16 protein-coding genes are annotated in these 18,682 nt (G+C 61.5%); 13 read left to right on the top strand and 3 right to left on the bottom strand.

The genetic code is table 11. The features are described from left to right. The first annotated feature begins 191 nt into the window (after positions 1 to 191). Genes ABIE35_RS07720 through ABIE35_RS07700 form a run of 5 tightly spaced genes read left to right on the top strand, consistent with a single transcriptional unit; the run spans position 192 to position 5,831 of the window. A complete protein-coding gene (locus tag ABIE35_RS07720) occupies positions 192 to 866 on the top strand; it encodes a haloacid dehalogenase type II (protein WP_354513762.1) in 675 nt (224 codons plus the stop codon). 27 nt (positions 867 to 893) lie between these two features. Beyond that, entirely contained in the window at positions 894 to 2,171 is a 1,278-nt protein-coding gene (locus ABIE35_RS07715) for an NAD(P)/FAD-dependent oxidoreductase (RefSeq protein WP_354513760.1), read from the top strand. 14 nt (positions 2,172 to 2,185) lie between these two features. Beyond that, positions 2,186 to 3,736 carry an aldehyde dehydrogenase family protein gene (locus ABIE35_RS07710; protein WP_354513759.1) on the top strand — a complete coding sequence of 517 codons (1,551 nt, stop codon included), beginning with the start codon at positions 2,186 to 2,188 and terminating at the stop codon, positions 3,734 to 3,736. Then, positions 3,733 to 4,848 carry a tartrate dehydrogenase gene (locus tag ABIE35_RS07705; protein WP_354513757.1) on the top strand — a complete coding sequence of 372 codons (1,116 nt, stop codon included), beginning with the start codon at positions 3,733 to 3,735 and terminating at the stop codon, positions 4,846 to 4,848. Before ABIE35_RS07710 ends, ABIE35_RS07705 begins: the two co-directional genes overlap by 4 nt. A 2-nt stretch (positions 4,849 to 4,850) precedes the next feature. Beyond that, a complete protein-coding gene (locus ABIE35_RS07700; RefSeq protein ID WP_354513755.1) occupies positions 4,851 to 5,831 on the top strand; it encodes a D-2-hydroxyacid dehydrogenase in 981 nt (326 codons plus the stop codon). Between the two features lie 6 nt (positions 5,832 to 5,837). Here the strand turns inward: ABIE35_RS07700 and ABIE35_RS07695 are convergent, their stop codons facing one another. Continuing rightward, a complete protein-coding gene (locus ABIE35_RS07695) occupies positions 5,838 to 6,860 on the bottom strand; it encodes a DUF808 domain-containing protein (RefSeq protein ID WP_354513753.1) in 1,023 nt (340 codons plus the stop codon). Positions 6,861 to 7,067: 207 nt separating this feature from the next. Here ABIE35_RS07695 and ABIE35_RS07690 point away from each other — a divergent pair, with 207 nt between their 5' ends. The 8 genes from ABIE35_RS07690 (at position 7,068) to ABIE35_RS07655 (ending at position 15,825) form a co-directional block, all read left to right on the top strand. Further along, the gene (locus ABIE35_RS07690; RefSeq protein ID WP_354513752.1) at positions 7,068 to 7,196 is read left to right on the top strand and encodes a hypothetical protein; all 129 of its coding nucleotides are present in this window, start codon (positions 7,068 to 7,070) and stop codon (positions 7,194 to 7,196) included. 168 nt (positions 7,197 to 7,364) lie between these two features. Further along, entirely contained in the window at positions 7,365 to 8,432 is a 1,068-nt protein-coding gene (locus ABIE35_RS07685) for a LacI family DNA-binding transcriptional regulator (protein ID WP_354513750.1), read from the top strand. Between the two features lie 79 nt (positions 8,433 to 8,511). Next, positions 8,512 to 10,182 carry an ABC transporter substrate-binding protein gene (locus ABIE35_RS07680; protein WP_354513748.1) on the top strand — a complete coding sequence of 557 codons (1,671 nt, stop codon included), beginning with the start codon at positions 8,512 to 8,514 and terminating at the stop codon, positions 10,180 to 10,182. Between the two features lie 121 nt (positions 10,183 to 10,303). Continuing rightward, positions 10,304 to 11,281, top strand: coding sequence for an ABC transporter permease (locus tag ABIE35_RS07675; protein WP_207597335.1), 978 nt, complete (start codon positions 10,304 to 10,306; stop codon positions 11,279 to 11,281). An 11-nt stretch (positions 11,282 to 11,292) separates the two neighbouring features. Further along, complete coding sequence (locus tag ABIE35_RS07670; protein ID WP_354513746.1) at positions 11,293 to 12,228, top strand: ABC transporter permease; 936 nt, start codon at positions 11,293 to 11,295, stop codon at positions 12,226 to 12,228. Next, a complete protein-coding gene (locus ABIE35_RS07665; protein WP_354513744.1) occupies positions 12,225 to 13,187 on the top strand; it encodes an ABC transporter ATP-binding protein in 963 nt (320 codons plus the stop codon). Before ABIE35_RS07670 ends, ABIE35_RS07665 begins: the two co-directional genes overlap by 4 nt. Further along, positions 13,184 to 14,278, top strand: a complete 1,095-nt coding sequence (locus tag ABIE35_RS07660; protein ID WP_354513742.1) for an ATP-binding cassette domain-containing protein — start codon at positions 13,184 to 13,186, stop codon at positions 14,276 to 14,278. The genes ABIE35_RS07665 and ABIE35_RS07660 overlap by 4 nt, the downstream gene beginning before the upstream one ends. Continuing rightward, positions 14,275 to 15,825, top strand: coding sequence for a glycoside hydrolase family 32 protein (locus tag ABIE35_RS07655; RefSeq protein ID WP_354513740.1), 1,551 nt, complete (start codon positions 14,275 to 14,277; stop codon positions 15,823 to 15,825). The genes ABIE35_RS07660 and ABIE35_RS07655 overlap by 4 nt, the downstream gene beginning before the upstream one ends. A 174-nt stretch (positions 15,826 to 15,999) precedes the next feature. Here the strand turns inward: ABIE35_RS07655 and ABIE35_RS07650 are convergent, their stop codons facing one another. Beyond that, complete coding sequence (locus tag ABIE35_RS07650; protein WP_354513738.1) at positions 16,000 to 17,448, bottom strand: SLC13 family permease; 1,449 nt, start codon at positions 17,446 to 17,448, stop codon at positions 16,000 to 16,002. Between the two features lie 12 nt (positions 17,449 to 17,460). After that, a complete protein-coding gene (locus ABIE35_RS07645) occupies positions 17,461 to 18,579 on the bottom strand; it encodes a PrpF domain-containing protein (RefSeq protein ID WP_354513736.1) in 1,119 nt (372 codons plus the stop codon). Positions 18,580 to 18,682: the final 103 nt, after the last annotated feature.

Below are 18,682 nucleotides of genomic sequence, written 5' to 3'. Positions count from 1 at the left end.
TTGGGAATCATTCCGATGGGGGAGCGAAACTGTTGACAATTGACAATTTTGCGTCCTAGAGTCGAAGCAATGGTCGAGCAGCACACCGGCCCACCCTGCAGGATATTTCGGTGTATCCCCGCCGAACCCGGCAAAGCCATAAGCCGCTAGACCACCCCCATCCCACACACGTGATAAGAAACGGAATCGACATGGCAGAGACAAACTTCCGGCCGAAGTACATCTCCTTTGACATCTACGGCACCCTGATCAACTTCGACATAGATCCCACCACCCGGCGTCTGCTGGATGGACGTATCTCTGAAGAACAGTGGCCCACCTTCAAGAAGCAGTTTCGCGGATACCGCTTCGACGAAGTCCTCGGCGAATACAAGCCGTATGAGCAGATCCTTCAGGACTCCTTTGACCGTGTTTGCAAGCGCTGGGGCATTGGTCCCACCGAAGGGGCCGGTGCAGCGTTCGCTGACGCGGTTCGCGGCTGGGTTGCCCACGAGGACGTGCCGGCCCCGCTGAAGCTCATGGGCGACAACTACCAGCTAGTGGCTCTGTCCAACGCCGACACCAGCTTTCTGGACATCAGCATTCCCAAGCTCGGCGCGAACTTCCACTCCGTCCTCACCGCCGAGCAAGCCCAGGCGTACAAGCCGCGCTACCAGGCCTTCGAGTACATGCTGGACACCCTGAACGCAAAGCCGGAAGACTTCCTGCACGTCTCCTCCCACACCCGCTACGACATGCATCCCATGCACGACATGGGCTTCCGTAACCTCTGGATGCTGGACCGCGGCTACGACCCCATCGGTCATGGCTACGACCTCAGCACAGCGAAATCCCTGGACGAGATCAACAAGCACCTCGGACTCTGAAGCGACTACGAGGCGAAAGGCCACCCCGTGAAACTTGTTCCCTACTGGCTTGACACTGCAGAGCCATCCGGCGATTATCGCCGAACTCCGGTCCCGGACAATGTTGATGTTGCGATCATCGGCGCGGGCTTTACCGGGCTGTCCGCAGCCCTTGAATTCGCCAAACAGGGCGCCAGCGTGGCTGTCTTCGAGCGACACACTGTTGGCTGGGGTGCGTCGGGCCGTAACGGGGGCATGGCTACCACTGGTTTGGCCATTGGTTTCAGTACCGCAGTCAAACGCTACGGGGCACCCCGCGCGGTTGAGATGTTTCGGGAATACAACGACGCCATCGAAACCATCGAGAAGCTCGTGCACGACAACGGCATCGACTGCGACTTCAAGCGCTTCGGCAAGCTTTCGCTCGCGTTCCATAAGTCACACTACGATGGATTCCTGAAGTCCCAGGAGTTGCTTGCGAACCTTGTGGATCACCACGTAAAAGTCATCCCGAAGGCAGAGATCCACAGCGAAATCGGGACGGACTTCTATCAGGGCGCCATGATGGATCCCTTGGGTGCAGGCCTGCATGTGGGCAAATTCGTTCACGGGCTGGCAAAGGTGGCAGCTGACAACGGAGCGGACATCTGCGAGAACGCAGCGGTCACCGAGCTGAAAAAGGTTTCCGGAACGGTCCATGACGTCCACACCACCCGCGGCATTACCCGTGCAAAGCAGGTCCTGGTGGCCACGAGCGGCTACACGGGCAACGTCACCCCATGGCTGCAGCGTCGTGTGATTCCGGTAGGCAGCTTCATCATCTGCACTGAGCCACTGTCCGAAGAGATGGTCAACCGCATTCTTCCAAACAGGCGCCAAGCATCCGACAGCAAGATGCTCACCTACTACTTCCGGATTACCCCGGACAACAGGCTTCTGTTCGGTGGTCGGGCACGCTTCGCACTTTCCAGCCCGGATTCCGACGTCAAAAGTGCAGAGATCCTGCATAAGGCCATGACTGAGCTCTTTCCCTATCTGTCCAACGCCAAGGTGGACTACATCTGGGGTGGCCTGGTGGACCTCTCCATGGACCAGATGGTTCATGCCGGCCAGCATGACGGCCTCTTCTTCTCCCTTTGTTACAGCGGTCATGGCGTGCAGATGGCTGCCCACATGGGCAAAAGGATGGCTCACTACATGGCCGGTGACAAACAGGCCAATGTGTGGGAAGACCTGAAGAACCCGCCAGTGCCCGGCCACTTCGGCCCGCCGTGGTTCCTGCCATTCATTGGCGGAGCCGCGAAGATCATCGACCGCATCAAATAGCAGGTAAGGATCCCATGAGCTCACCAACCAAAGTCGCTGAAGGGCGCCCAAAAACAGGGCAGGAGACCGCATATCGGCGGGCGGCTATTTCCGTCCTGCCGGGCGGCGCGTTCCTGGAGGGCCGTTGGGAGACGGCTGACAGGATCCTCGAAGTCCGGGATCCTGAGGACGGCGTTCTATTGGGGACCGTGTGTTCTTCCACCCCACAGGACGTGCGCCGGGCGGTGGCGTACATATACCGCCACCTCCAAGAGAATGATTGGGCTCTACGGGACCGCCGGGAGGCTTTGGAACACGCCGCAGTGTTGCTCGCGGACCAGGGCGTGCATTTCGCGGAGATCATTGCCGCGGAAAGCAGCAAAACCATCACCGAGGCGGAACGCGAGGTGCGCCGGTGCATCGAGACGCTGAGGCTGTCAGCAGCAGCGTCGAGCGAACTCACGGGAGAGACTCTCGCCTTTGAGGACAGCATGGCCGGAGCCAACAAAGTTGGCTGGTACAACCGCAAACCAGTCGGAATCATTGCGGCCATCACCCCCTTCAATGATCCGCTCAATCTCGTGGCGCATAAGCTGGGCCCGGCCTTGATCGGAGGTAACGGCGTCGTACTTAAACCCTCAGGCCGTACGCCGCTCACGGGCCTTGCCTTCATCCAACTATTGTTGGAAGCGGGCGTCCCCGCAGGTCGCCTTGCCGCACTCGTCTCGGGACCGGGTGTTTCGGAGGCGATCGTGACCGACGCCCAAGTGGACCTCATCTCCTTCACGGGTGGACCGAAAACTGCCGACCGCATCGCTGCCGCCGCGGGAGCAAAGAAGATCCTTTCCGAACTCGGCGGCAACAACGCAACGATCGTCTGCGCGGACGCTGACGCCAACGCCGCGGCCGCGGCGATAGTGGCCGGCGCATTCGGAGTGGCAGGGCAAAACTGCCTGTCCGTGCAGCGGGTCTACGTTCACATCTCCCTGTTCGATCAAGTCCTCGATCAGGTGGTGGCTGGAACCCGGGCACTCCGTGTCGGGGCCAAGTTCGATCGCACCACGGACGTCGGCCCCCTCATCACCGAAGCCGAAGCCCGCCGCGTGGCGGAATGGGTGGAGGAGGCCAAATCTCTTGGCGGCACCGTCCACGTGGGTGGCCAGCGCCACGGCGCGTTCTACCAGCCGACTGTACTTACGGACGTGCCCGCGAACGCCCTGGTCATCAGCGAAGAAGTTTTTGGCCCGGTGGTCAGCATCATGCCGTTCATCCAGCTCACCGATGCCATCCACGCAGCCAATGACTCCGATTACGGGCTCCAAGCTGGAGTATTCACGGAGTCGATCGAGCTGGCCCTGGCCATAGCCGACAAGCTGCACGTGGGTGCGGTGGTGATCAATGAGACCAGCGACGTCCGCATTGACTCAATGCCCTTCGGCGGCTTCAAGAAATCCGGTGTGGGACGTGAAGGCGTCAAACACGCGGTACGAGAGATGACTGAACCCAAGAGCACCATTATCAAGTTGGCCGAGCCTGCCACCCGATGGCAACAGCTCTCTGCCTCCCCAGAACGGAATGCATCATGACGACCCATAAAATCGCAGTCATCGCGGGCGATGGAATCGGCAAAGAAGTTGTGCCCGCAGCCATCGAATGCCTCGAACGCATCGGGAAGCTCCACGCCATCAGCCTTGAGTTCACCCATTTCGGCTGGGGCTCGGACTACTACGGCGAACACGGGCGGATGATGCCGCTGGACGGACTCGAACAGCTGGCTCAGCACGACGCCATCTTCCTGGGCGCAGTCGGCTCACCCGAGGTTCCGGACGCTGAATCGCTGTGGGGACTGTTGATCCCCATCCGCCGCGAGTTCCAGCAGTACATCAACCTTCGTCCTGTGAAAACGCTCGACGGCGTCAAGTCACCGCTGGCCAACAAGGAACCGATCGATATCCTCATCGTGCGTGAAAACAACGAAGGGGAGTATTCGGAGGTAGGCGGCCGCGCCTATCGCGGGCTGCCCCATGAGACCGCCGTCCAGGAAACCATCTTCACCCGCCTAGGGGTATCGCGTGCCGCGCACTACGCGGCATTGCTGGCATCTTCCCGCAAAGGTCACCTGACGTCGGCCACCAAGAGCAACGGCATCATCCACACCATGCCCTTCTGGGACGAAGTAGTGGAAGAAACCACCCGCCTCTATCCGGACGTAACACTCACCAGCGAATTGGTGGACGCGCTGGCCGCGCACCTGGTCCTGAAGCCTTGGACCTTCGACGTCATTGTCGCCTCGAACCTGCTGGGCGACATCCTTTCGGACCTGGGCAGTTCAGTCACCGGATCCATCGGGGTCGCTCCCAGCGCCAATCTGAATCCCGAAGGTGACTTCCCGTCCCTCTTTGAGCCCGTCCACGGATCAGCCCCGGACATCGCGGGCAAGGGCCTGGCAAACCCTGTAGGTCAGATCTGGTCCGGAGCAATGATGCTCAAGCATCTGGGCCATCCGGAAGCTGCCGAGCACCTGCAACTGGCCTTCGAGTCAGTGTTGCGGGAGGGCCTGGGCACCCGGGACGTGGGAGGACCCTCAAACACCTCGGAGTTCACTGCCGCCGTCCTGGCTGCCATCGACGTCTTGGCGGAGGTCGGCCGGCCTGGAGCCGTCGAAGCAGCGAAGCCAGCGGCAGCAGCGGCGTCGTAAACATGACGACCGTCAACGCTCAACGACCAATCGTTGCTGTCCTGTATCGGGAAGCCATGCCGCCCAGATTGGACGAGATTGCAGAGCTGGCCGAAGTCCGCCTGACCAAGGCAGGGGGCCTCGCTGCAGCAATGAATGGCGCGGATGTGCTGTATCAGTGGCATTCCTTTTCGCCTGCACTGCGTGAGAACTGGGCTGCAGCCTCGACCCTGAAATGGGTGCACGTTTCAGCGGCCGGTGTTAGCCAGCTTCTGTTCGATGACCTGATCACCAGCGACGTTGCCTACACGAACTCGCGCGGCGTCCTCAGCCGTGCAATAGCTGAGTTCGCCCTGGGGTTTGTCCTGGACATTGCGAAGGATTCGCAAGGTTCACTCAAGCTTCAGCAGGGCAGGCGTTGGCAGCATCGGGTCACCCGGAAGGTCCAGGGCCAGCGTGCGCTGGTGGTAGGGACAGGCTCCATTGGGCGGGAAATCGCAGCCTTGTTCAATGCCGCTGGCCTTCGCGTCAGCGGTGCCGGGCGCAGAAGCCGGCCAGGGGACAGGTGCTTTGAAGAGATCCACTCTTCGAAACACCTGGCCCTGGTTGTCCGCGAATTTGACTACGTTGTCCTGGCAGCACCGCTGACCGACGACACTAAAGGCTTGGTAGACAGGGATGTACTGTCAGCAATGAAGCCCACGGCACACCTCATCAATGTGGGCCGGGGGGAACTGGTACACACCGACGCGTTGGTGGACGCGCTTCGCTCGGGATCCATTGCGGGGGCTGCACTCGACGTGGTCCATCCTGAGCCCCTACCGGCGGAACACCCGTTGTGGACCATGGACAACGTCATAATCACCCCTCACATGAGTGGCGACACCCAGGATTATCTCGACGACCTGGCGAAGCTCTTCGTGGAAAACCTCAAGCGGTTCAGTCGGGGTGAACCACTGCAGAATATGGTGGACAAGAGTCTGGGTTTCGTTTCCGCTCCGTGAATCCCGCTAGGACACCGGACCGTCATGACCTTTAGCAGGCCTGTGACCGGAGATCGCAGCACGGACATCGCCTTCTTTGTGTCCGTCCTTTTTCTTGCCGAACGGCAGCACCTTAAGAAGCGGGTGCAGGATGACCATAATGACCAGACCCCAGATGGCGCCGAGAATGGCTGAGCACAGCGTGTTGACCAGCCAGGCCAGGAAGCCACCCACAACGGGGATTCCGGCAAAGGGTGTCTCCAGGACATGAACCAGGTCGTAGGGGCCGTGCCAGCCGAGGTCGTGTGCCCCTTGCAACATGATGTGGCCGCCAACCCAGAGCATGGCAATGGTCCCGATGAGGGTGATCGCTGCCAGTACGGCGGGCATTCCCTTGACGAGAAGGCGGCCGAAGCGCTGGGAACCCGCGGAGTCCTTGGTGGTCAGGTGCAGGCCGATGTCATCCATCTTGACGATGAGTCCTACCGCACCATAGACGATGACCGTAATCGCGATCGCTACGACGACGAGGATGAACGCCCGGGCCCAGAGAGACTCAGTGGCTACCTCGTTCATGGCGATCACCATGATTTCGCAGGACAGGATGAAGTCGGTGGTGATGGCTCCCTTGGTCACCTTGGCCTCGGCTTCAGGGCCGCGTTGGACAGCCGGCGCCTTCTCGGCGTCAGCGTGGCCGCGGAGCTTGTGCCAGACCTTTTCGGCGCCCTCGTAGCAGAGGTAGGAACCGCCCAGCATGAGGATGAACGGAATGATTCCCGGGATGAAGGCGCTGACGAGCAGCAGTGCCGGCAGGATGATCACCAGTTTGTTGCGAAGGGAACCCCAGAAGATCTTCTTGATCATGGGCAGTTCGCGGGATGGGTCAGCCCCGGACACGTACTGCGGGGTTACGGCGGCGTCGTCGATCACTACGCCGGCAGCTTTGGCCCCAGCCTTGGCGGCTCCCGCTGCGATGTCGTCCACCGAAGCGGCCGCGATGCGGGCCAGGGCAGCAATGTCATCCAACAGGGCGACGAGACCGCCGCTCACAGAGCTGTTCCGTCCTGGCTGAGGCCGGAAGGCTGGGCATGGATAACTGGTACGGGGAGCATGAAAGGCATGCTCGGATTATACGTTGGCTGGTTAAACCGAGGATGGCCGTGACGCGCCTAAACCGTGACATTGCCACGTGAAATGTACCTGGGCGCGGGTTCTTCCTGCGGGGCATGGCGGGCGTGATCCACCTATGCTGGCTTCATGTCTAGTGATGAAGAGAAGGATCCTCCCGTACCTGCACACCTTGAGGGCAAAATGCCGAGAAAGGTCCACGACGCCTCCGGCCACGACCAAAAGGAAACAACCAAGGAAGAACCTGACGAAAGTTAGTTTGTCCGAGGGGCTAAGAGGAGTGTTGACAGAGTCGAAGTAACGCGGGTAACCTAAGTCACATGCTCGCTTGGTAACGCGCGTTACCAAAAGCATTACCAAGCAAGCGGACCAGACAATGAAGGTCTGGTCAGACACCCGGAACACTGAAGAACACCGGAGCATTCGATGGCGAAAAGCACCACCCCTGGCACTGCGGCTGTCCGGCAGCGCGGAGTCACCATGAAAGACGTCGCCAAACATGCCGGTGTTTCCCGGACTGCTGTTTCCTTTGTGTTGAGCAACCGCGAAAATGCCAGCATCTCCGAGGAAACCCGCACCCGGATCAACGACGCCGTGCAGGAATTGGGCTACCGCCCCAATGCCGGTGCCCGTGCGCTGGCATCACAGCGCAGCGACTGGTACGGGATCGTGACAGAGATCGTCACGGCACCCTTCGCCGTCGACATCATCAAAGGTGCGCAGGATCAAGCCTGGCTTGACCGCCGTTTCCTGCTCATCGCGCCATCCGACCAGGCCGATGCCGTAGGGCCCAACCAGGGCCTGGAGGATGCTGCCATCGAAAAACTGCTGGAGCAACGAGTGGAAGGGCTTCTCTACGCAGCCACTTTTCACCGGGGCGTCCGGGTTCCTGAGAGCGCCAACGAAGTACCCACCGTTTTGATCAACTGCTATGACGCTGACGGAAAACTGCCCTCAATCGTCCCAGACGAGCGTGGGGGTGGCAGAGTCGCCGTCGAACGTTTGCTCCAAGCCGGCCACACGCGGATCGGAGTCATCAACCTTGACCCGGTTATTCCTGCTGCCATAGGCAGGTTGGAGGGTGCACGCGAAGCACTTTCCACCGCCGGACTGGAGCTCGACCCGGAACTGGTGGTGTCCGGATACGCAACGGCGGACGGCGGTTACGACGCAGCATGCCGGATTCTGGACCGCTATCCGCCAAAGGACAGGCCAACGGCTCTGTTCTGCCTCAATGACCGCATGGCGATGGGCGCTTATGACGCCATCAAGGAACGGGGCCTGACCATCCCCGGGGACATCGCCGTGATCGGCTTCGACAACCAGGAACTGATTGCGGCCTACCTCAGGCCAAAACTGACCACGGTTGCGTTGCCATTCGAAAAAATGGGCGCCTTGGGTGTCCAAACGCTTGCCGCTCTTACAGCAGGACAGCCGATCCTTGCCGACCAGCAATTGGTCGACTGTCCGCTGCTAGAACGCTCTTCGGTCTGACCGCGAAATCAACCTCGAAGAGCAAACCCTTACCCACCCCTTCACCTTGGACGATGAAGATAGGAAAGAGATAACCATCATGTCACAACCCCGATTCAGGGCTGCCCGGATGACGGCGGCGAGCCTTGCAATAGGCGCTATGCTGCTCACCGGCTGCACAGCCAACGTTGCCAAGACCAATAACTCCGACGCCGGCGCGAACGCCGGCGCGTTCCTCACCATCCCGCGCGAGGACATGGGCACGTTCGTGCAGAATTTCAACCCCTTCGCCCCCACGGTGAACCCCATGGTTCAGCAATCCATCTACGAATCCCTCCTCATCTTCAACCCGGCCAAGGGTGAGACGGTGCCGTGGCTCGCCACCGAGTGGAAGGCAGCCGAGGATGGCAAGTCCGTCACGTTCACCCTCCGTGATGGTGTGAAATGGTCGGATGGGCAGCCTTTCGTTGCAGACGATGTTGCCTATACGTTCGATCTCCAGAAGAAGATCAAGGGCGGCTTCGAGTACTTGGACACCGTCACTGCCGAGGGCAACAAGGTCACCTTCAACTTCAACAAGCCGTGGTCGCCGGCCCTTTACGACGTCGGCCACATCACCATCTTGCCCAAGCACATCTGGTCCGCTGTGCCGGACCCGGAAAAGGATGCCAACGCCAAGCCCGTGGGCACCGGTCCATACACCGAGGTAGACAGTTTCCAGGCACAGTCCTTCGTGCTGAAGAAGAACCCCAACTACTGGCAGCCGGAAAAACAGAAGATCGCCGGTATCAAGATGCTCGCCTTCGCAGGAAACGACGGCGCCAACCTCGCCGCAGCGAACGGCGACGTGGACTGGGCTCCCCAGTACATCCCCAACATCGAAAAGACTTTTGTTTCCAAGGACAAGGAACACCGTCAGTACTGGTTCCCGGCCACCGGTGCCATGATTAACTGGCAGCTCAACACCACCAAAGCACCGTTCAACGATGTTGATGTCCGCAAAGCACTGAGCATGGCAGTTGACCGCGAGCAAGTCACCAAGATCGGCATGAGCGGTTATGCCAAGCCTGCCGACTGCACAGGACTGTCCGGCAACTACGAAACCTGGAAGAACACGCAGGTCAAGGACAACTGCACGTGGACCAACCACGATGTCCAGAAGGCCAACGAGCTGCTGGACAAAGCGGGCTACCCCAAGGGAGCTGACGGGAAGCGCACGCTGAAGGACGGCAAGCCTTTCGAATTCAAGATCTCAGTGGGTGCTACCTCCTCCGACTGGCTGTCCGTGGCCAACGTCATCTCGCAGAATCTGGCCGAGGTCGGCGTCACAACCAAGGTGGAGTCCCCGGACTGGGCGGCGGTGGTTGCCGGCTATGAGACCGGCGACTTCGACTCCGGCATTGTCTGGAGTGCCAACGACCCCAGCCCGTACAAGTACTTCAACACCTCCATGGGCACTGGCACTGTGAAGCCCGTGGGCACCAAGACGTTCGACAACTACCACCGGTTCGGCGACACTACGGCAGATGCCTTGCTCGCCGAGTTCGCAGCAGAGGCCGATCCGTCCAAGCAGAAGGACATCGCCAACAAACTGCAGGAAGAATACAACGACGTCGCACCGCTGGTGCCGCTGTTCTCCGGCCCTGAATGGGGTGCCTTCAACGACACCCGCTTCACCGGCTGGCCCACCGAGGCCAACCCTTACGCCACCCTCTCGGTCCGGTCGCCTACAACGGTGCTGGTTCTGACCACGCTGGAACCGCGTAAGTAGCGTTTCCTCCGTTTTAGGCCTGTTCGGGCCTTACAGTGCACGCCCGGCGGCTCTTCGCCGTTGACCCGGCTTCGCCGGGCGTGCTCCCATACTTTCCGCACTTCCCGAATGGAGGGAAACCGTGCGCTTCATCCTGCGCCGCCTGGGTTTCTACCTGATCGCCTTCTGGGCGTCCATCACCCTGAATTTCCTGCTTCCGAGGTTCATGCCCGGGGACCCCGTCTCCCGCATGTTCGCCCGTTCCCAAGACCGGATGCAGCCTGAACAGATCGAGGCCCTGCGCAAGCTGCTGGGTGTTGACGACCGGCCCCTCTGGGCTCAATACATCGATTACCTGCACAATATCTTCACAGGTCAGATGGGTGTTTCCATCTCCCGTTTCCCCACCCCGGTGACCGAGGTCATTTCGTCCCAGATCGGCTGGACACTCTTGCTGGGCGGTACGGCACTGGTCATTGCCGCCGTCGTGGGTAACCTGCTGGGCATCCTGGCCGCTTGGCGGCGCGGCGGTGCGATCGACTCCGCGCTTCCGCCGGTGCTGGTGTTCATCGGCTCGTTCCCGTACTTCTGGCTCGCCATGGGCGCGCTCTACCTGTTTGGCGTGGTGTTGGGTTGGTTCCCGATCCGCCATGCGTTCACTGACGGTTTGGAGCCGGCGTTTACTTGGGAGTTCATCGGCGACGTCGGTGCGCACCTTGTGCTGCCGGCGCTGACCATTGTGTTGGTGTCCATCGGCGGATGGATGCTCGGCATGCGGAACACCATGATCGCCACCAATTCCGAGGACTACATCACCATGGCCGAAGCCAAGGGACTCCGTCCGGGCCGCATCATGCTCCGCTACGCAGCACGCAATGCCATGCTTCCCTCTGTCACGAGCTTCGGCATGGGACTGGGATTCGTGGTGGGCGGCGCCCTGCTCACAGAGGTGGTGTTCGCCTATCCCGGCGTCGGCTACCAGCTCCTCAACGCCGTCCAAGGCCTCGACTATCCGCTCATGCAGGGCCTGTTCCTGACCATCACCGCTGCCGTGCTCCTGGCCAACTTCCTGGTGGACATCCTCTACGTCCGCCTCGACCCGCGCGTGCGCAGCAACTAGAGGGACTGATCATGACAACCGCACTCCTGAAGCAGCCAACTCCAACGCCGGTCCGCAAGCCGAACCGCAGCTTCGTCCACGGCCTGCTCACCAACAAGAAAGCCCTGACGGGCATGGCCGTGATGATCATCTTCATCGCCCTGGCCCTTCTGGCGCCGATCCTGTTTCCCGGCGACCCGTCGCGGATCACGGCCATGGCTTCACTGGAACCTTCTGCCGAGCACTGGCTGGGGACTACGGCCAAGGGACAGGACGTCCTGGCGCTGACCGTCCATGGTTCCCGGAGCTCACTGTTCGTGGGACTGACCGTGGGCCTGGCATCCACTTTCATCGGCATCCTGGTGGGACTTGCCTCGGCGTACTTCGGCAAATTCATTGACGAAGCACTGTCCCTGGTCACCAATGTCTTCCTGCTCCTGCCCGGACTGCCGCTGTTGGTCATCCTGGCCGCGTTCCTTCCGCCGGGACTGGGGACCGTAATCCTGGTACTCGTGGTGACCGGATGGGCCGGTTCTGCCCGTGTACTGAGGTCGCAGGCGTTGTCCATCCGTTCCAAGGATTTTGTGGCTGCAGCCGTGGTGTCCGGCGAACGGGCCGGCCGGATCATGTTCCGCGAGATCCTGCCCAACATGGCCTCGATCGTCATGGGCACCCTGCTGGCGTGCGTCATCTACGGCATCGGCGCCCAAGCGGGCCTGGAGTTCCTGGGCCTGGGCGATGTCAGCACGGTCTCCTGGGGCAACAACCTCTTCTGGGCCGGTAACGAAGGTGCCCTGCTCACTGGAAGCTGGTGGGTCTTTGTCCCCTCAGGTGTGTGCATCGCGCTGGTAGCTTTCGCCCTCGCCCTCATCAACTACGCGGTGGACGAGGTCACCAATCCGCGGCTTCGGAAGATCAAAACGCCTAAAACAACACCTACGAAAACCGAAAGGGGCGCCGCCAAATGACCATCTCCCAAGTTTCCTTCGGCTCCCACCAACCGGTCCTCGACGTCAAGAACCTCACCGTCAAGTACATCGGCGACACCCGCTCCACCACCGCCGTCGACCGCGTTTCCTTCAGCATCGGCACAGGTGAGGTATTCGGCCTTGCGGGGGAGTCCGGCTGCGGCAAGTCCACCATTGCCAACTCCATCATGAGGCTCCTGAAGGATCCCGCAAAGATCGCCGGCGGAAGCATTTCCTTCGGCGGCAAGGACGTCCTGGCCATGAGCCCGGAAGAGTTGCGGCGCTTCCGCTGGCAGGACGTTGCAATGGTGTTCCAATCAGCCATGAACTCGCTCAACCCGGTGCTGACCATCGGCGAACAGATCGTGGACATCTTCACCACCCACGCCGGTTACTCCCGTAAAGAGTCGATGCGGCGTGCCGGTGAGCTGCTGGAGCTTGTGAGGATCGATCCCGCACGGCTGAAGTCCTATCCGCACCAGCTCTCCGGCGGTATGCGCCAGCGTGCCGTTATTGCCATGGCCGTTGCGCTCAAGCCGTCACTTTTGATCCTCGACGAACCCACCACTGCCCTGGACGTGGTGGTACAGCAGGAAATCATGGCTCAAATAAAGGAGCTTCAGCGCGAACTCGGCTTCTCCGTCCTCTTCATCACGCACGATATGTCCCTCATGGTGGAACTCTCGCACCGCATGGCCGTGATGTACGGCGGCCGGATCGTGGAAACTGCCAAAGCCCAGGACGTTTACGCCACACCCCGCCATCCGTACACCCAGGCGCTGATGGGCGCTTTCCCGCCGCTCACCGGTCCCCGCGTGCCGTTGACAGGATTGCCCGACGGCGTGAAGTTCCGAAACATCCCGGACCTCGCCGAGGCCGCACCGGGCCACTTTGTGGCACCGTTCGGTGCCGACGCCCCGGTGGTTGATCCAACAAACCTGGAAGGAGCCGCACGATGAGCCACTCCCTGATGACCCCATCGGCCGTGTCCACTACCGGCACCCCTGCCCTCGAAATTCGAGGCTTGGGAAAGACTTTCCCGATTGGCGGCCTGTTCTCCCGCGATTCTGTCCGCGCTCTGCATGGGGTCGAACTGACCATTCGCCAAGGCGAAATCGTGGCCCTCGTGGGGGAGTCCGGTTCCGGCAAAAGCACCTTGGCCCGCTGTGTCGCCAGGCTCGAGAAGCCGAGCTCCGGGGAGATTCTCATCGACGGCGTCGATGTCCTGAAGCGGGATCGTTTCCAAGCGTCACGGGCCTTTCGGTCCCAGCTGCAGATGGTGTTCCAGGATCCTTTTGGCTCCTTGAACCCAGCCCACAGGATCGAGCATTTCCTGCGGCGCTCCCTGGCGATCCACGGGAAGAATGGTGGTTCCGAAGAGAAGACCCAGCGGCGGCTCGAGGAGCTCATGACCACTGTTGGTCTGGAGGCCGACATGCTGAACTCGTATCCACACGAGCTCTCCGGCGGTCAGCGCCAACGCGTTGCCATAGCCCGGGCGCTCGCCGTTGAACCGCAGGTCATCCTGGCCGACGAGCCTACGTCCATGCTGGACGTTTCCGTCCGGATCGGCGTTCTTAACCTCATGCGCAAGCTCCGCGACGAGCAAGGCATCTCCATGCTCTACATCACCCACGACCTCGCGTCCGCCCGGTACCTTGCGGACCGGACAGCGGTCATGTTCGCCGGTGAACTGGTTGAGGAAGGGGAGTCCTTGGACCTGTTGGCCAACCCGGCGCATCCGTACACGCAGCTCCTGGTGTCTGCTGTCCCGGATCCCGCCCGGGCCGGCTCGTACGATCCCGTCCGCAGGGCCGAATTACGGCAGGCGGTCATGGCCTCCACGCACTGCGCCTTCGACGGCGACCCGGACCAGGCCTGCTCGGCCAAAGAACCCGTCCGTCATCGGGTGGGGGACCCGGAAAACCGTCACTGGGTCCGCTGCCACCTGTACCGCCCATGGGCCGCTGCCGGCGGCCACGCCCTGGCGAGTGAACCACTCCAACCCGGCCACCCGGCGTCGAACGCTCAAGAAAAGGCTTCCGCATGACTGAACTGACCCATCCGCTCGCCACCGTTCCGCAGGATGAGTTGGTGGCCCGCGCCGAAGCCGATCCCCTGAGGCCGCGATTCCATTTTGTCTCACCAGCCGGTTGGCTTAACGACCCCAACGGTGTCAGCCACTGGGACGGCACCTACCACCTCTTCTATCAGTACAACCCTGAGGGCGCTTTCCACCACCGCATCCAGTGGGGTCACGCCACCAGCACCGATTTGGTCACCTGGGTTGACCAGCCTGTTGCTTTGGAACCGTCCGAGGGACCTGACGCCGAGGGGTGCTGGTCCGGGGTGTTGGTGAACGACGGCGGCACGCCCACCTTGGTGTATTCGGGCCGGGCACAGGGCAAGGAGCTGCCGTGCGTCGCTGTAGGAACCCCGGACCTGCTGAGCTGGACCAAGGACCCCGGGAACCCTGTTATTGGTGCGCCGCCGGCAGGCGTTGACATCACGGCCTACCGCGATCATTGCGTATGGCGTGAGGGAAACTCCTGGCGGCAGCTGGTGGGTTCAGGAATCCGACACCTCGGCGGCACGGCATTCCTCTACGAGTCTTCGGACCTTCGGTCTTGGGACTACCTGGGCCCACTGATGATTGGGGATGCCTCGCAGGGCGATCCTGCGGACACTGATTGGACAGGGACGATGTGGGAATGCGTTGACCTGTTCCGTGCGGGGCAGGGATCCTTGGGGTCTGCGCCCGCTGACGGCTCACCGGATGTGCTGGTCTTCTCAGCGTGGGACGACGGCGATACCCGCCACCCGCTGTATTGGACCGGCCGGTACGGCGGCAATACCTTCGAGCCGGATACGCTGCACCGGCTGGACTTCGGAGGCCGCTTCTTCTACGCACCACAATCGTTCCAGGATGAAACAAACCGCCGCGTCATGTTCGGCTGGATGCAGGAAGGCCGAAGCGATGCCGCCATGGTGGAAGCCGGCTGGTCGGGCGTCATGAGCCTGCCGCGCGTCACCACGTTGGCCAAGGATGGGACGTTGGAGTTCGCACCCGTTCCCGAAGTAGAGAAGCTGCGCAGAAGCCACGTCAGCGTCCCCGGCCAAGTGATGGTGGGGGCGGGTACGTCCGTGGAGACCGGCGTGTGCGGCAACCAGCTGGACCTTGAGCTGGACGTGCAACTTGCCCCCGGTGCGGAGGTTCGGCTCGGAGTGCTGGCGTCTTCGGAAGGTAGCGAGGAGACGGTGATCGTGCTGAACCGGGCCGCTGATGGGACCCCCAGCGGCACCCTTCGCCTGGACCGTACGCGCAGCAGCCTCGACCCCACAATCGATGTGGAGGACAAGTCCGGGCCCCTACCGATGACGGACGGTCGGGTCCGCCTGCGCGTGTTGGTGGACCGGTCCGCCGTCGAAATTTTCGCCAACGGCAAGCCGCTCACGGCCCGTGTCTACCCGACGCTGGGCGGCGGGCGCGTGACGCTGGCAGCCACTGAAGGCTCGGTGCGGCTCCTCTCCTTCGACGCCTGGGCGATGGCCGGGATCTTTGAAAGCACCCGCAGCCTCATCCCGGAAGGACTGTGAACCCATGGAATAGTTTGAAGCCAGAGGCAGGGCCACCTCAGCGGTGGCCCTGCCTCTGGTGCGTATGGTTCCGGTGCCTGCGCCCGAGGTTCGGGCTTCCTGTTGCGATGGTGTGCAGGTACGGTTCCCTACGCTTGCCGAACCTGTTCTTCGGCGGTCAGTGAGGTCCAGGACTTACATGATTCCGGTGGGGACCAGCAGGGCCCAGGTCAGTGCGGGTGCAACGAGGACCACTCCGCCGGCGTACATCATCAGTTGCTTGTAGACACGCTGGCGATCGTCTTCGCGGGCATTGGCGACAACCAGTGCGCCGTCGGTGGAGAACGGGGATACATCGACGACGGTCGCGGCGATAGCCAGTGCGGCCACTGTGCCCGACGCGCTCAGTGAACTGGTCGCAAGCAACGGTCCTGCCAAGGGGATGAAAGCCGTGAGCAGGGCGGTGGAGGATGCAAAGGCCGAGCCGACGCCGATGACGTAGCAAAGAACCAGTGCAATGAGGAGCGGGGCTCCGAGTGCCAGGGCCTGCTCGGCGAGTGTATCGATAACGCCGACGTGCTGCAGCAGGGATACGTAGGTGATCATGCCGGCGACCAGGAGCACGGTGGACCAGGAGACTCCGCCGATGAACGTCTGGTGTTCCTTGATGTTGACCAAGGCCAAGAGGAGTCCTGCGGAGAGTGCCACGAAGCCGATGGGCATGTGGAAGCCCAAGGCGCAGACAAGCATTGCGATGATCAGTGCCAGCGTGAGGATCTGCTGGCCGTGCGGTCGGGCGGTACGTGTGGTGTCCAGGTCAGCGAGCTGGCCTGCGGCGCCGTCGCGCATTTTACCCAGGAGTGCAAACAGCACCACTGTCAGGACTGACAGGATGAGGTTCAGGGCAAAGCTTGCGGCGAAGAGTGAGCCCTGCGAGATGGGGAAGCCGTTCTTCACTGCGATGTCGTGCACCAGAACACCCGCCACTGACAGCGGTGAGAATCCACCTGCATGTGCTCCGTTGATGATGAAGGCACCCATGAGGACGGGGTGGATGCGTGATTCATAGGCCAGCCCGATGGCGGCGGGGGCCAGAAGGGCGACGGCGGCAGGGGAGAAGGTGCCAAGGGCTGTCAGCGATGCTGCCAGGAGAAAGAACACCCAGGGCAGGAGCATGGTTTTGCCTCGAACCAGTCGAACACACGTCTGGACGATGATGTCGATGGTCCCATTCCGCTGGGCCATGCTGAAGAAATACGTGACACCGATGATGGTGATGACGATGTTGGCAGGGAAGTCCGCCAGGATTTCCTTGTCCGTCATGCCCAGCATGAAGTAACCGACGCCGAAGGATGCCACCAGGCCCATGACCCCGATGTTCAGCGGCCATTTGGTGGCGACGACGAACATCACCACGAGGATGACCAGCGGGATAATCTGGGTGGCAGTCATGGTCGGCTCCGATTCCGGGGTGGCCGCCGGGTTGAAGATGGCGCCCCCGAACAGGATGGCAACCAGGCCCAGGATCACGGAAGCGGCAACCGTTACCAGCAGGATACGGCGGCGGCGGTTGGGACTGCCGGAATTCTGATCCCGGGTTTTGCTCTCCGACTCGGGTGCTGGTTGGTATGTAACTTTAGCCATGGTGGTGTCTCCTCATTGAGTGGCTGATGCTAGCGAGGCTTCGACGGCACTGCCGAGAGTCTCAGGGACGTGAATGATGCTGGTGGCGATGGTGCGGGCGGTCCGGTCGACGCCCACCAGGAGGGAACCGTCCCGGTGCTCGGTCCAGGTTTCAATCACGCCCGCCGGCGTGCGGAGTTTTAGCGTGGGGCGGGAAAGGACGCCAGTGAAGTGGTTCAGCACTGTTCCCGGAGTGCGGGCGGCCAGTGTCAAAGCGATGCTTCCCGTGATGGCCAGCGCCGGATGCGGTTTACCCATTGAGAGCATCATGACGTTGACGTCGACTTCCAGGTCTTCCCCGGTGGGTGCGCCCACAATCGCAAGCTTGGGGACGGCCCGTGCGGCATCCGAAGGACTGGACGCCAGTCCCATCCGGACAGCCGCCTGGCGTCGGATCACGTCCAAAACGTCCAGCTGCAGTTCGACGCCTGCGCCCCAGGTTTCATAGCGGGCAGTGTCCAGTCCCAACTCCTCGGCGCGTACCATGACCACCGGCGCTCCGGCGTCGACCATTGATACCGTCCACCGGGTGCCGCCCGCGACAATAGTGTCCGTCGGCGCGCCGGTAGGAAGGAGCGTCCCGGTGGTTTTTCCTGCCGGATCACGGAAGCCGAGACCCACCCTGTAACCCGGAAAAACGACGCCGGGCATGTCTGCATCCGGGACGATCGGCAGGGCGCCATCAGGGGTTGAAACCCGCTGGATGATGATCTGGCCCGTATTGGTGTTACGGGTGACGACGCGGGTGGAATCGCCGTCGGGCGAAACCCAGCCCTTCTCGATGGCGTAGAGGCCCACAACCGCGGAGCAGTTCCCGCAGTTGCTGCCCCAGTCGACGGCTGCCTCTTCGATGCCTACTTGGGCGAAGGTAAATTCGACATCCACTTCATCATCGTCAGGTCGGCTGAGGATCATTGCCTTGCTGGTGGTGGAGGTGGCCCCGCCAACCCCGTCGATCTGGCGGGAGTCCGGGCTCCCGAAGAGCCTGGGAAGCAGCTCGTTGACGTCGGTGCCGGTTTGTTCCAGATGAGCAGTTTCAAAGACCCAGCACTTGCTGGTGCCTCCGCGCATCCATTCCGCTTCTATCTTCATGGTGTTCCCTGCATCTCGTTGATGTTCCTCTTGTTACGAGGATGATCCGGATCACAAATGAAGACAATGTTGGATATATGATGGGGGCTGTAGGGTTGGTTAA

It is taken from the genome of Paenarthrobacter sp. 4246, assembly GCF_040546855.1.
Classification (GTDB): domain Bacteria; phylum Actinomycetota; class Actinomycetes; order Actinomycetales; family Micrococcaceae; genus Arthrobacter.
Note: the sequence above shows the minus strand (reverse complement) of the source record. Positions and strands in the feature narration are given on the sequence as shown.

What these genes read in the sequence shown, in the direction of transcription:
- ABIE35_RS07720 (WP_354513762.1), top strand. Translation starts at nt 192, where the DNA reads ATGGCAGAGACAAACTTCCGGCCGAAGTACATCTCCTTTGACATCTAC.
- ABIE35_RS07710 (WP_354513759.1), top strand. Translation starts at nt 2,186, where the DNA reads ATGAGCTCACCAACCAAAGTCGCTGAAGGGCGCCCAAAAACAGGGCAG.
- ABIE35_RS07705 (WP_354513757.1), top strand. Translation starts at nt 3,733, where the DNA reads ATGACGACCCATAAAATCGCAGTCATCGCGGGCGATGGAATCGGCAAA.
- ABIE35_RS07700 (WP_354513755.1), top strand. Translation starts at nt 4,851, where the DNA reads ATGACGACCGTCAACGCTCAACGACCAATCGTTGCTGTCCTGTATCGG.
- ABIE35_RS07690 (WP_354513752.1), top strand. Translation starts at nt 7,068, where the DNA reads ATGTCTAGTGATGAAGAGAAGGATCCTCCCGTACCTGCACACCTTGAG.
- ABIE35_RS07685 (WP_354513750.1), top strand. Translation starts at nt 7,365, where the DNA reads ATGGCGAAAAGCACCACCCCTGGCACTGCGGCTGTCCGGCAGCGCGGA.
- ABIE35_RS07680 (WP_354513748.1), top strand. Translation starts at nt 8,512, where the DNA reads ATGTCACAACCCCGATTCAGGGCTGCCCGGATGACGGCGGCGAGCCTT.
- ABIE35_RS07670 (WP_354513746.1), top strand. Translation starts at nt 11,293, where the DNA reads ATGACAACCGCACTCCTGAAGCAGCCAACTCCAACGCCGGTCCGCAAG.
- ABIE35_RS07665 (WP_354513744.1), top strand. Translation starts at nt 12,225, where the DNA reads ATGACCATCTCCCAAGTTTCCTTCGGCTCCCACCAACCGGTCCTCGAC.
- ABIE35_RS07660 (WP_354513742.1), top strand. Translation starts at nt 13,184, where the DNA reads ATGAGCCACTCCCTGATGACCCCATCGGCCGTGTCCACTACCGGCACC.
- ABIE35_RS07655 (WP_354513740.1), top strand. Translation starts at nt 14,275, where the DNA reads ATGACTGAACTGACCCATCCGCTCGCCACCGTTCCGCAGGATGAGTTG.
- ABIE35_RS07650 (WP_354513738.1), bottom strand. Translation starts at nt 17,448, where the DNA reads ATGGCTAAAGTTACATACCAACCAGCACCCGAGTCGGAGAGCAAAACC.
- ABIE35_RS07645 (WP_354513736.1), bottom strand. Translation starts at nt 18,579, where the DNA reads ATGAAGATAGAAGCGGAATGGATGCGCGGAGGCACCAGCAAGTGCTGG.